This is a genomic window from Sphingobacterium faecium, from assembly GCF_003054045.1.
Classification (GTDB): Bacteria; Bacteroidota; Bacteroidia; order Sphingobacteriales; family Sphingobacteriaceae; genus Sphingobacterium; species Sphingobacterium faecium.
The window spans coordinates 853,867-867,640 of sequence record NZ_QBKH01000001.1 but is presented as its reverse complement, the minus strand read 5'-3'; the positions used below and the strand labels follow the sequence as shown (position 1 = coordinate 867,640).

The window sequence follows — 13,774 nt, the reverse complement described above, 5'->3', positions numbered from 1 at the left end:
TATGCTTAGCCATTGCTTAGGATATGCACTACGCATGCTTGGGAGATACATGAACAACGGTGTTCCCGTGTTGGTCTAGGCTCCGCCTGTAGATCATTAGCCAAGCTACTGGCTTTAGTAGCTCTTTGGCACCTTCGCAGTAGCTTCTCCGTACACTTTAGGTACCGCATGGGTACACTCCCCGTGAATAACCCGTACACTAACGGTACACTTTTGGCCAATTTGAAAGCCCTATTTTCCCTCAAATTTAACAGCAAAGATGTCAAGGCTATTTGGATCTGAGTCGTACCTTGTTTTAACCTTGTTCGTACCTTGTTTTAAACTTCCCCGTCCCTGCACCGCAGTTGCAAAGTCCATGCACCGTCCATTTCCCGGTTCAGGGACGGTAAATAGACGGTGCAGAAGCGGTATATAGACGACTTTCGGTAAAACAGGGTGCGAATCTGCTTAGGAACTGGTATGGATCTGGTTGCTGCCAGAAACTGCCGTTTCGCATCACCTTTACTATTTCCTTGCTTGTTCTTTACCGTTTGTTTGGTATTTCATTGCCGATTCTTTACCGTTTTAAGGCTTATTCTGTGGTATTCCCAACCCCTTTGGTGCACATTGCCTTGTACTTCGTTTGGTTATTCTATGCTTATTCTTTGGTTTTTCTTTGGCAACTTGCCGAATAGCAGTCAAAGAACTGCCAAACAAATCTCGAACCAATCCCGACTCAAGTACAAGGATGCCCAGACGAGCAGTCGAAACTTGATATAAGCAGATGAAAAGATTAAAAAAAACAAAAATAGTTGTTTGTACAATAATGTTTTTTAACGAATTTTTAGTTAGCATATTGAGGTAGTTACTAGGATTGCTCGCGTGTCACCCTTAATCCATAACAAACCCACAAAAAAAACCGCATGGTCATCTCAAGCGGTTCTGTATATTTTAAAAAGATGATCTATTTGAGTTTTTCGATTTTACTGCGCAGAATCCTCTGGAATTCTTCGATGGAAAGTCCTGTAGCTTCAACAATTTGTTCTACTGGTAAACCCATATTTGTAAGATTAAAAGCTGTCTCAATAGCTTTTTTGTGCTCGCCTTGGGCAACACCTTCTGCTTTGGCTACTACTGATGCTTTTTTAGCCTCTTCCAATTGTTTTTCTAGTCCTTCCAATTGTTTTTCTAATCCTTCAACTTGTTCCTGTTGATACATCCGCACTGCTTCGGCATCCCATTTACGTTTTAAACTAATATCATACATAGTTCGTTCCTCCTTTGTCAATTTTGCGTAGCTGGCAAACTGAAAGAACCGTTGAAATACGGCCGAATTCATAATTCGTGGCAAGGTCTTTAAGGTAGACATATTCTTGAGCATAAAGAATACTTTGTCCAGTTCGTCTTCAACCTCTGCTTCGCTTTTAACAAAGTTAATCAATTCCATATAAATAAACCCCAAGCCTTCATAAAAAATTTGTCCTGAATCTCTATTGCACAGGCAGGTATCATGAAAATAGGTTTTATGATCACCTCCCGGCATATGAAAACCGTCCATCAGGACAATGGTGTAAACTTGGGGAATGGCATAACCCCAGGACTTTCGATTGCCTTTGGGAGCTGTATCTGAAATAACCTTGCTGGCATAGTATAGCATGCGCTGTTAAGATTGGTCTGTGTACTGGTCTGCATCTCGATAATAATTTCCTCCCCTGTACTGAGTTGGACAACCAGATCAAAGATAACCTTACCGATCTCCTCTTGCGACCGCGAAAGATGATGTTAAGAAAATTGATCAGGTTGATCTTGTCTCCAAATAAACGTTTGAATCCCTCATCGGTGGTCGGATCAATAAATACGGGTTTTGAATGGGCTAACATAATTTTTGTGGTTTGCTTAAGTCATTAATTAGATAAACCAAATATGATAAAAACTAAAAATATTAGCCGTTTATTAATCGTTTGTAGTCGACAGTAGTCGTTTGCTGTCGGCTACTGCAAATTGAGCAATTCTGTCAGATAGAACAGGAAATAGACAAGTAAACCGAAGGGTGATAAACTTATCTACAAAACGCACTCCCTTACCGTTGGGCTCTGGAGGAAATAAAGACTCAAACTCTTTATCCAATCACTCCCTTTAAACCAGTAATTGATAAGCTCTTTTAATATATAGATACGATCATTATTTTATGCTATACACAGCCGTTTGTTTATCCCAAACGGTTGTGTATAGATCGGTTGGATTCGCTGTTAATCTAGATCTTTCAAACTTGAAACCCAGATATTTTCCGCACCATAAGTGGAGAGCTCCGGACTGGCTTCTATCTCCAGTAATCCACCTTTACGGAGTTCGTCATGATGCAACCAAAGTCTGTCGATATCTTTACCATTGAGCAAAATCCGTTTGACATACTTGTTTTTATCGTTATAGTTGATCACTTTGATTTTAAGTTTCTGCTCTCCCCGCTGTACAACGATCTCTGGAAATAAGGGGACGCTGACATAATAGATAGGCTGTCCGATCAAAGGCTGATGTAGGCCCAATGCCGTCAATACAAACCAGCCTGACATGGCGCCGGCATCGTCATCCATGGTCCGTACAAATGCTTTAGGTTGGTTCTTGTATACCTGGTCTATGAAGGGATCGATACCACGGCTATTGTCATTAAAGTAATATTGTATGACCGTATCCAGAGCCAGCTCCCGTACCAATGATTGATAGCGTGATGGCTTACTGCTGGCATAATAGGATGTGGGTGACTGTATATCGGGTTCGTTGGCGCGATTAAAATAATGATGATCAAAAAAATCATCCAATTGCGCTGTAAATGCTTCTTTGCCTCCAGCCAGATTGACCAGTCCCTGCATATCAAATGGTACATTCCAGCGATATTGCCTAACTGTACCTTGATACATATTTCTTGCCGACATACGATCTACATCCGGACGGGCGAGATCTTTAAATTCCTTTAACCAAACACCGGCATAGCTGCTGGCTCGATCGAGGTAGTGCTTGCGATCTGCTGGTAACAAACCTGCCATAGCCCACATGTCATAAGCGGCTTCTAAATTTTTATCGGGTTTTGAAAAATCGAAACGCATGGTATCCCGCACTAAGGAATCACGGATAGCGGATAAATGAATATCATATCCCTTCTTACTCGCATCTAAAAGCACAACAGCTGCATGTTCTGTCCTAACGGAGTTTGCAGGCTCGTTTGGTCCTGCGAAATCAAACTTGCCATAACGATAAAGATCTGAAACCGAAGAAACGATATTTTGATACTGCTCTGGATATAGCAGTTCTAACAAGGTAAGCTGTGTTTTGTAATTATCCCATATGGCCCATCCATGGTAGCGATTGCCTTTGGACTGGTGAATCTGGCCATCTGTACCCCTATAATGACCATCTGATTCATTGATCTGATAAGGAGACTGCAGGGTGCGATAAAGCAAGGAGTAAAAGAGTTTCTCGCGATTAGGATCTCCTTTGACCGTGATACCTGACAGGTAAGTTTCCCAACGATGATCTGAGGCAGCCTTTACCTGAGCATAGGTTTTAGTGCTATTGGCTTTTAAAGTCGCCTCGGCATAATCGGTACTCACGGCAGAAAAAGCAATACGCAATGTAACCTTTTGTGTTTGATTGTCGAGGTGAAGTGTCAAGAGATTGTCTGCTCCTTTCCACTGGCTATTGTTTGCTACAGCGATGGCATAATGGACGCTGTATATGCCCACCCCACAAGTTGTTCTTGATCGAATAGTTCCTTTGAGCACAGCGTCCTTTGTAAGCGTGTACGTATTGGAGACAAATGCACCATTGAAAGCATGAGCGAGATTTAACGATAACCCTTTATCTCCTACGGGAAACGTGTATTCATGGATTCCAAAGTTTTCATGTACCGAAAATTGTGCTTTTATACGACTCTTTAAGGCAATATCATAATATCCTGGCCCGGCCTTTTCCTGCTCTTTAATCAGAGGTTTGCCATCATCCTGAAGTCCCAAAAATGGCTTTACCAAAATCAGGCCACCACTACCCTTACAACCTACTCCTTCAAATCTATTGTGCGTAAATCCCAATACTTCCTTGGCTAGATGTTCATAGCCCATATGCAACGTCGGATAGGTTTGGGGTGCGATACTCATCTGATGGAATGGCGAAGATGCTGCCGGTGACAGTTGTCCGTGATCGCCGGAAGATCCTAAAAATACATTTGTGAGTTCGGTCTTTGACTGGGCATAAAGTACTAACACAGGACTTAAGGTGATTAGAAAGCTGGTCGATAATTGTCTCAAGTATTTTTTCATAACGCTATTTAAAGGTCCTAAAAATAGACCTGTAAATTACTTTAATTTTGGTGTGAATTATGGATGAATTTGAAAATTGTTAATACAGCTATCAAAAAATGCTACGGATCTAACGGTTCATCTGGATCAATGGTTAGTGATTCTACCCGAGGTTTAAATTCCACAATGACTTCACTGATACGTTTTCCCAATTCATAAGGCACATAACCTAATTCTCGTATACAACGATCGGCCATATTTTGAACGGCATCGATATGCGGCACACTGCTGTTGACGATTGCAAATTTATCTGGAGGAAATCCGTAAGTCAACAAGATACGAGCGGTGTTACGGAGATTAGTGGTGGTATGTCGGGCATGTGGATCAATCAAGATGGCTTCTTCAGGCACCTGAAGTACCTGCATCAGGTATCTTTTCATCTCCAGCGCTTCGATATAGGGTGTCTTATAGGGATGCACACGGCCTCCTGAAACCACAATAAAGGGTGCCAGCCCGTCAAAGTAACTCCGTGCCGCCATTCTGGAACGTAACATCCCTCCTGGGCTGATAGGCTGATCGTATTGATCTGGACCTGCTCCCAAAGTTAGGAGAAGACTGTAAGGATATCGCTTAAAATCTGTTGTACGGATCGCTTCGTATGCTTTCTTATTTTCCTGCTCCATGAGAGGTTCCAGCTGTGCCGCATCCCACCTTTCGTTGACCTCCAACAACCTTACAGCTGTCCAAAGAGACTCGTAGAAAGCCAGATTAGGTTGCCGCACGTCTTTGAGAACGTCTTGTGCCACGTCTTTGAGCAGGTACAGATAAGATTTGCTGGCAATATTAAAAGAAATCGAATCGATGCGCGGGTAATTGGGTTTGTTAGCTCCGGCATAGACATCGATCACGTAGTTCATCGCTTCTAGATCTTGTCGCAACGCGCGAGCAAGATATTCATCTGCTTTCTTTCCTTGTGACAGCCCATAGGTCTGAGAATCCATCAGTCGTTTACGGAATGATTGCCCTACTTGGCCTTTGGATTTAGCAACAAAGATATTCACCAAGAGATCAATCTCCTGATGCTTCCATTTGAAAGCATCGAGAAAACAGGCTACGTCTGCACATTTAGTATTATTGAGGTAGCGGCTATGTCTTTGTTTCAGCAGATGTTGAACTTCTGGAAGGGTCAATAATTCTTTCGTCAGTGCCGTATCTTGGCCTAGGATAAAGGTGGCATAATAGTTTTTGGCGATCACCCAATCTTGCGGGTTTCTATCGCTATGAAACTCCTGTCCCCAGGATACATTCGAAAAGAATGTCCGAAGGGCCAGAAGCCATATGGTCATGGTATTGATCATAAACATAGATTTCAATAGTTAATATCCTGTATTTTGATACATCTTTTCAGGATTTAACTTATACTCGTCAAATGGTATCGGATAATAGCGATCCTTAATCGTAATATTGGATAATTTGGCATTGCCATAGTCGGCCTGACTCTTCTTTTTAAAATAATCGACCAGTCCATTTGCATCATAATTGCGGATGAGGTCAAACCATCTGTGGTTTTCAAAGGCTAGTTCTACACGGCGCTCATGCAAAATAGCATCTTTCAATGTCGGGTATTTGGCTGCGTAGCTGGCACTAGTCCTTGAAACTGCATATGATGGTAAGCCTGCTCGAAGCCTAACTTCATCGAGCAAAGCAATGGCTTCGGCATCTTTACCTAAATGCATCTTCGTTTCTGCCAAGAGCAACATTACATCGGCATAACGGATCAGTATCCAGTCATTTCCTCCTCTTCCCTCGGTTCCTGCGGCTTCACTGTTGTCTCTGAATTTGGTGATAAACCAGTCTTTAACTTGTGCATGTTCGGCAAACTTGATCGAAAAGCTTTTGCGCAGATCTTGTTCTTCATAATCTTTTACCAGATCATGCTTCACATTGCCTCCAATACCTGTTGATACAAATTTTGAATTGATATTTTCTCCTCTTGCCTGATTATTACGCGCAATACTTGAACTGTAGTTTTGATCACCTTGCAGATACTGAACTTGCAGCACTAATTCTTTACAGGTACTTTTTTTGCTCACATCAAAAACTTCTGAATAAGGGATCTCGGTAAGCTTTCCGAACGTACGCATTCCGTATGATGCTGCTAAATATTGCTCTGCTTTTTGAAAATTAACTTGTTTATCGCCGGCTAAAGTGGCTCCCATTGTCAGGTAGACTTGTCCTAAAATAGCATTGATGGCTGCTTTGGAGGTGCGACCCACAGCATACTGCCACTGCACATTGGGCAGGTTGCTGTTCAGGGCATCAGTCAGATCAGTTACGATCTGCTGGTAAACAGTAGACTCTTTCTGTCTATAGGCAATTTCGGCAGCTTGCTCTTTGGTCGTGATCTCGACTGTTGACAACGGAATATCACCAAACTTGCGTACCATATGGAAATATAAGAGTCCTCTCACAAACTTCGTCTCGGCAATGTATCGTTCTTTGACTGCATTGTCGGTAAATGTTACGCGGTCGATATTGGACAATAGCGTATTGCAGCGTGCAATTCCATCGTACATCGCTGACCAGTGTGTCTTGATATAGGAATTACTCGGTAATATCGAAAAATCATTAAACTGGAAGGGTTCACCTGCATTGGACTGGTTATCATCGCGGCCGGTATTGTCCGAACGCTCTTCACTGTAAAGTGCACTAGACTCGCCGATAGTGCTTCCTGAGCGCAATGCTTGGTATAAACCATTCACAGCTAATAAAACGTCGTTTTCTGACTTGAAATATGCGCCGACTGATACCTCATTAGGATTTTCCTGATTCAAAAATCCTTTATCACAAGAGGATAGTGCTAAAAGAACGAAGGGTAATAAATATCTTTTTTTCATGATAGTCGATTTTTTTAGAATGTAACTTTTAATCCAAGATTGAATGAACGCACCAAAGGATATAAACCGTAATCTACCCCAGGAGTCAGATTACCGCGCTGGTTGTAGTCGGGCTCTGGATTGTAACCTTTGTATTTGCTAATGGTAAATGGATTGTCTACACTTGCGGATATCCTTATTCCTGAAAGAGATAACTTATTGGCAGTTGCAGTTGGTAAGCTGTAACCCAAGATGATATTGGTCATCCTAAGGAAGGAACCATCTTGTAGGTAAAAAGTAGACAAACGTGTGCTGTTGCTCTGGGTTCCGCCTCGTGAGGCACGGTACACTTCGCCGTTGCCCGGATTTGAGGCCGATCTATAGCGTTGCGCCACATCTGCATATTGATTGCCCGAGCCTTCCATATTATACAGGTAGTAATCATAACCATCCAATACTTTATTTCCTTGAGATCCATTAAAAGACGCTCTCAAGTCAAAGTTTTTATATCGTGTATTGATCGCAAAACCATAGGTAAAATCAGGATGCGGACTACCGATAATACGTTTGTCTTCATCATTCACGATTCCGTTACCGTCCACATCTTCAAAATAAAGATCGCCTGGTTGCAATGGATTGGTCGAACCTGCAGATGGTGCGACATTTTTATAATTCTCTTCAGTTGCTACTCCCAACACTTTAAATCCGTAGAACGTACCGATTGGGCTGCCCTCTTGTGTAATATGCGTGATGTATGAACGCTCTGCCCCATTGGTCATAATAGTAGAGCTTCCACCAAGATCAAGTACTTTATTGCGGTTGACATTGATATTGCCACTGATCCCTAAATCAAAGTCCGTTTTACGAATTAAGTTTGCGTCGATCTGAAGGTCAAACCCTTTATTTTCAACTTTACTATTAGGCAGATTGGTCAAGATCGTAGTCGCTCCAGATACTGCCGTGATCGGCTGGTTGAACAACATATTGGACGAACGGCTCAAATAGAAGTTGGTCATGATATTCAATCGACCTCGGAGAAGCCCAAAATCCAATCCGGTATTGTACTGTGAGGTGGTTTCCCAACCTAATTTTGGATCACGTAAATCTCCTGGCGCAAGGGAGGTTTCCACTTTATTGCCAATGATCACACCTGTGGGTGAATTGTAGGTGGTGATGGCATTATAATCTCCAATATTGTTGTTACCACTTTTACCCCAGCTCGCTCTCAATTTTACCATCGACCCAGCACCTAACCAATCGTCATAAAAATCTTCTTTGGAGATCGTCCAACCGGCAGAAACAGAAGGAAATGTTCCCCATTTGGTATTCGGTCCAAACCGAGATGATCCGTCTGTACGAAATGACGCGGATAGAAAATATTTGGCATCAAAGCTATAATTCACCCGACTGAAATAAGACTGTAGTGTGGTAACTCTTTTGTATGCGCCCCGCAATTGGAAATTTGACGGATCTGCTCCTTTGTTAGTGATCTCATCGATCGCATCATTCTGAAATCCATTGGCACGAACAGACATATAGTCGATATCTGTCCTTTGTGCCGAATAGCCTAGCAGGGCAGTTACTTGATGCTTATCTGCAAATGTCTTGTTATAATTTAACGTGGTTTCGACTAGCTTGTCGATTTCGCCACGGGTAGTAGCATCGGCATAAGCGGCGGCTTTTGCAGAATTTGAATAGGGTGCATTATTGCCATTTGAAATACTGGTAGGTCGATAATAATCGTGCTTCTCGTCGTAAGTTGACAAACCACCATTTACCTTAAGGTTCAAACCTTCTAAGATAGAGAAATCAGCAAAAGCATTATATAGTCCGCGCTTTCCACGTCTATTATTCTTGATCTCAGTGACATAGGCTAATGGATTTTCCGGATTTTGTACGCCATAGTTATTGCCCGATAGATCTGCCATCAAAAATTTGGCATAGCTCCCATCCTCATTATAAACGGGCAACGTAGGTAAATAAATCAATGCAGCCATAGAAGGGCTGCTGTCATAGCGACCTGTAGTCACTTCATTGTTATCGTTATAGGTGAAAGATACGTTGGCACCTACAGTAAGGCGCTTGCTCACTTTGGCATCGACATTGGCTCTGAAGTTAAAAACCTCTTGCCCTGTACCCAACATAATACCTTCTTGATCTTGATATGAAGTACTCAAAAAATATCTATTTTTATCATTTCCACCATATGCCGATACATTGTGTCTTTGAAAAGGCGCATTTCGATATAAAGCATCCTGCCAATCGGTATCATATTTTGCTTTCTTGGCCAAGCCAGTGGAAAAATCATAATATTCTTCTGGAATCGACACCGAACCGGCGTTACTGACACGCGCGACACGATCGGCATTGCTGTCTAAGCGCATATTATCATTCCAAGTCAATCCTTTACCGATGACCAGATCTTTGTAAGCATTATTACGACCATCGATCAACAAGTCGATAAATTCGGCAGCATTTAATAGATCTATCTTTTTTGATAGCTGCCCAAAACCACCTAATACTTCGTAATCTACTTGACTACGCCCCTCTTTACCGCGTTTGGTGGTAATGAGGACCACACCACCTGCCGCTCTGGAACCATAGATCGCGGCAGAAGCAGCATCTTTGAGGATATCGATGGTCTCGATATCATTAGGATTGATATTCAAGTTATTGCCCGACGGATAGCCATCAATAACATATAGCGGATCTGAACCTGCATTGATAGAACCCATACCGCGCACCTTAATTTTAGTTCCCTCATACGGTGCTCCGCTTGTTTGCATGATTTGTACACCGGCTACTTTGCCCACTAAGGCTTGTGAAAGTTTAGGCGATGTCAGGTTGAGCTCTTCAGCTTTTACACTTGCAATCGCTCCTGTTACATCAGATTTACGGATTTTTTGGTAACCAATGGATACCATCACCTCCTCGAGCTGCTGGCCTTCTGAAACCAATTTGATCTGAAATCCACTTAAAGTAGTAACGGTATGCTGCGCTGTGGCGTAGCCAATAAACCGTATAGAAATGGTGTCTCCTACTTTTCCTTCCAGCACAAATTTACCGTTCTGGTCGGTCTGATAATCTTGTTGGGTGCGTAGATTACGGACGGTAGCTCCGCTAATGGGCTGACCATCTGCATCGAGCACAGTTCCGGATAGCTGCTGTTGAATATTCAGTTCGCTTTTCAACAAGGCTATTCTTAAATTGCTTGCTTCTGTAGGTAGAGAGTGGCATGTAAGTGGTAATAACAGCCACAATAGTCTAGATGATTTAAAGTACATGAGTTTTGCCTTTACAAATAAGATTGATTAGCGGCAAAGCTATAAGTTGATTGTTAAGTGAGGATTACCCCAAGCTTATGAAATGATTAACAAAGGCATGATTGGCTGCATGCTCAACAATAGCCTTAATAGAAAAGATTAGTGGTAAGTAAACTTTTCAAACTTGCTTTTCCATAGTGGATTGCCTAGGTTTGTTTCCGCAAAACATTTAATACAAAAAGGATATGCAAACTCCCTATGTTATTTTTAACGGAAAACTCATTTCGGAAAATGAAGCTCAACTCGCCATCAGTGATCTAGCTATCGTTCGCGGATACGGTATCTTTGATTTTTTCAAAACGGTAAATGGACTCCCTATATTTTTGGAAGATAATCTGGATCGTTTTTATCAATCTGCATATCTCATGGATCTTCCTGTTAATTATGCTCGGGAGGCAATCAAAACATGCATAGATACGTTGATACAAGCCAACAATATGCCGGACTCTGGGATTAAGCTGCTATTGACTGGTGGCTATAGTCCCGATGGCTATAGCATAGCAGAACCCAACTTCATTATCAGCCAACAACCATTAAAAAGAAATGTCATTTTGGAAGAGAAAGGATTAAAGCTACTTCCTTTTACCTATCATCGTCCCTTTAGTCAGGTCAAATCCATCGACTATGTCATGGGGATACAAGCTTTAAAAGTAGCAAAATCAAAAGGTGCTGACGATGTGGTCTATATGCAAAATGGCTTTATATCAGAATGTCCTCGTGCCAATTTCTTTTTGATCAGTCATGAGGGAAAGTTATTGACCGCAGCGGAAGATGTCCTTCAAGGTATTACGCGCAAGAAAATCATTGATTTAGCAAAAAATATCATGGAAGTAGAAGTACGAGATATTAGCATCTCCGATATGGAAAATGCCGCGGAAGCTTTTATAAGTTCGACCACTAAAAATATTACTCCCGTCACATCGCTGCTGGGTTATCAAGATTTTGCTCCACAAGCTGGCCCTATCACCAAACAGTTGCAAGAGCTTTTACAAGATTTGATTTATAAACAATAACAAGTTTACAGCAACGTAATTGATTACTGATCAATCAAAAGGCATTTTTGACAATTTTGCCTAAACATTTCAAATCAGCATAAATCCTTTCGTTCCAACCTAAAGCAAAGTTGAGTCGCATACAGTTGTGATAACGATCTTGGAGGGTAAACATTCTACCGGGAGCAAAGCTAATTTGATGACGCATAGCGGTATCATATAATGCTGCGGTATCAACTCTTTTATCTAACTCAAGCCAAAGCACAAAGCCTCCTTGTGGCTGACCTATTTTAGTATTGTCAGGAAAATATTCCTCGATAGCCTGTTGATATTGGAGGCAATTTGCGTAGAGTTTGTTTCTAAACTGATGCAGGTGATGGTCATACCTGCCGTGCTCCATAAAATCGGCTATCACTTCTTGATAGAGTATAGGGGTAGAAATCGTCTGTAGAAGTTTCTGACGAATGATCTTACTCTTAAACTTTCCGGGAGCAACCCAGCCTACTCGATAACCTGGTGCTAATGTTTTGGAAAAAGAGCCACACCACATGACTATTCCCTCTTCATCATACGCTTTACAAGGCTTTGGTCTAGTGGCTCCAAAGTATAGATTGCCATAAAGATCATCTTCAATTAATGGAATATTATGCTCGGTGAGTAATTTAACCAATTGTATTTTATGATCTTCTGGCATCAAGCTTCCTAATGGGTTGCTAAAATTTGCTGTAAAACAACACACATTTATACGTGGCAGATACTTTCTTAATGCATCCATATCAATGCCAGTAAGCGGATGTGCAGGTATCTCAATGACCTGTAAACCCAAAGATTTAGCAACCTGTATCGTTCCAAAATACACCGGAGTTTCAATCGCTATGGTATCGCCTGGTTTTGTGACAGCAAGCAAACAGTTAAAAATGGCATTCATAGCACCAGATGTCGTTACTAAGTCATCTTCCGTAAGCTGCCCTTCAAATTCCATACTCCATTTGGCAACACTTCTCCTCAGATTGACACTTCCTTGAGCAGGTTCATAACTTGTCCCTCCATCATCAAGTTTCCGAATCATATGGATCACTCCTTTATTAAGCTTGGCAATAGGAAGCATACTTTGCGCCGGAACACCAAGGGAAAATTGAGTGACCTCTTTATTTTTTAAGGAATTATAAACTTTATCGATAAGATCTTCAGGCTGCTTTTCGCCATCTGATGACGACAACATGCCCACAGATGGAAGAGAAAATCTTCGTTGTGAAGTTTTACTGACATAATAACCAAGGCGTGGTCTAGAGTTGATCAGCGATTTGCTCTCCAATTCGAGAAAAGCTTGTTTAACGGTATTGATACTCACATGATACATCTTCTGTACGGTACGTATAGAAGGAAGTTTTTCTCCCAGTTTTAACGTACCATTGACGATCTGTTCTTCAATAATGCTTGCAATCTTTACATATAAGACTTCCTTCTTCATGGCTTTAACTATATGATAACAATATATTCTTTAGTGATGCTATGTTCTTCAAGATCGATTTGATTATACGTTAACATGGGATACCAAACCTCCAATGTAATCATTTTTAGAGCTCCAATGATCAATTTTAAAAAATCCAATCCATCCATGAATGCGCAATTAGAACTGCTTTTTAAAGTTACAAACAACATTTAAAGATTCAACCAGTAAATAAGCCGCTCAATAGCTGATGTCAATCTAAGAAGTTGCTGTTCGCCATCCTCAAATGCCTGATTAAAATTATTTTTTGCTTTTGCAATTAATGCGTCTTGAAATTCATGTCGATGGATCTCATCGAAGAAAATACAATTTATTTCCACTTGATGATAGGGATTGACAATTGCTGCTGCATAACCAACAACCTGTTTAGCTTCTAGTAAAACAGCTAACGGTAACCCAAAGTCTATGGTTAACTCTTCTACCGAATTTACATGCTCGCTAGATGAATTTTGATTAACAAGTTGCTTATATAAAGAAACAACAGAACGGAGTTCAGATAGATATAAATTTTCTAATTTAAAATCTTCAAAATTGTTGACTTTCATGCTCATATCATATTCGTGAACGGCAAATTTAAAGAACGATATGTATGGGATACAGATACAGAAACACAATTTTTTAGGGGTACAATAAATATATATTGCCAATTTTAATACGAATGCTAATCTCTTTTAATTCTTGATTCGAAAAACTGTATTTTTAAGGTATAAATAGGAGGTCTTTATCATAAAATAGGACATTTAACATTAAGATATAAACGGAAATTTACACCATAAATTCATTGTACAAACTAAATTTAAAAATA

At 41.0% G+C, this 13,774-nt stretch carries 8 protein-coding genes and 1 pseudogene; 1 reads left to right on the top strand and 8 read right to left on the bottom strand.

The features are described 5' to 3' along the window. Positions 1-943 precede the first annotated feature (943 nt). From C8N37_RS03740 to C8N37_RS03720, 6 genes and pseudogenes are all read right to left on the bottom strand, one after another. Positions 944-1,713: pseudogene (locus C8N37_RS03740) on the bottom strand (Rpn family recombination-promoting nuclease/putative transposase). 219 nt (positions 1,714-1,932) lie between these two features. After that, positions 1,933-2,106, bottom strand: a complete 174-nt coding sequence (locus C8N37_RS22730; RefSeq protein WP_170114457.1) for a hypothetical protein — start codon at positions 2,104-2,106, stop codon at positions 1,933-1,935. A 122-nt stretch (positions 2,107-2,228) separates the two neighbouring features. Next, complete coding sequence (locus C8N37_RS03735; RefSeq protein ID WP_108157607.1) at positions 2,229-4,289, bottom strand: glycoside hydrolase domain-containing protein; 2,061 nt, start codon at positions 4,287-4,289, stop codon at positions 2,229-2,231. A 101-nt stretch (positions 4,290-4,390) separates the two neighbouring features. Next, positions 4,391-5,614, bottom strand: a complete 1,224-nt coding sequence (locus C8N37_RS03730; protein ID WP_244914330.1) for a YdcF family protein — start codon at positions 5,612-5,614, stop codon at positions 4,391-4,393. A 30-nt stretch (positions 5,615-5,644) separates the two neighbouring features. Further along, on the bottom strand, positions 5,645-7,165 hold the full coding sequence (locus C8N37_RS03725; RefSeq protein ID WP_108157606.1) for a RagB/SusD family nutrient uptake outer membrane protein: 1,521 nt from the start codon (positions 7,163-7,165) through the stop codon (positions 5,645-5,647). A gap of 14 nt (positions 7,166-7,179) precedes the next feature. After that, positions 7,180-10,428 (bottom strand): SusC/RagA family TonB-linked outer membrane protein, encoded by a 3,249-nt coding sequence (locus C8N37_RS03720; protein ID WP_108157605.1) that lies wholly within the window; start codon positions 10,426-10,428, stop codon positions 7,180-7,182. 224 nt (positions 10,429-10,652) lie between these two features. Between C8N37_RS03720 and C8N37_RS03715 the strand changes: the two genes are divergently transcribed. Next, positions 10,653-11,480, top strand: a complete 828-nt coding sequence (locus tag C8N37_RS03715; protein ID WP_108157604.1) for an aminotransferase class IV — start codon at positions 10,653-10,655, stop codon at positions 11,478-11,480. Between the two features lie 34 nt (positions 11,481-11,514). Here the strand turns inward: C8N37_RS03715 and C8N37_RS03710 are convergent, their stop codons facing one another. Next, positions 11,515-12,930: an aminotransferase-like domain-containing protein gene (locus C8N37_RS03710; RefSeq protein ID WP_108157603.1), complete on the bottom strand. Its 1,416-nt coding sequence runs from the start codon at positions 12,928-12,930 to the stop codon at positions 11,515-11,517. Between the two features lie 191 nt (positions 12,931-13,121). Next, on the bottom strand, positions 13,122-13,514 hold the full coding sequence (locus C8N37_RS03705; RefSeq protein ID WP_108157602.1) for a hypothetical protein: 393 nt from the start codon (positions 13,512-13,514) through the stop codon (positions 13,122-13,124). Between the last annotated feature and the right edge of the window lie 260 nt (positions 13,515-13,774).

Excerpts from the sequence above, each read along its gene's own strand:
- C8N37_RS03730 (WP_244914330.1), bottom strand. The coding sequence starts at position 5,614 with ATGACCATATGGCTTCTGGCCCTTCGGACATTCTTTTCGAATGTATCC.
- C8N37_RS03725 (WP_108157606.1), bottom strand. The coding sequence starts at position 7,165 with ATGAAAAAAAGATATTTATTACCCTTCGTTCTTTTAGCACTATCCTCT.
- C8N37_RS03735 (WP_108157607.1), bottom strand. The coding sequence starts at position 4,289 with ATGAAAAAATACTTGAGACAATTATCGACCAGCTTTCTAATCACCTTA.
- C8N37_RS03715 (WP_108157604.1), top strand. The coding sequence starts at position 10,653 with ATGCAAACTCCCTATGTTATTTTTAACGGAAAACTCATTTCGGAAAAT.
- C8N37_RS03705 (WP_108157602.1), bottom strand. The coding sequence starts at position 13,514 with ATGAAAGTCAACAATTTTGAAGATTTTAAATTAGAAAATTTATATCTA.
- C8N37_RS03720 (WP_108157605.1), bottom strand. The coding sequence starts at position 10,428 with ATGTACTTTAAATCATCTAGACTATTGTGGCTGTTATTACCACTTACA.
- C8N37_RS03710 (WP_108157603.1), bottom strand. The coding sequence starts at position 12,930 with ATGAAGAAGGAAGTCTTATATGTAAAGATTGCAAGCATTATTGAAGAA.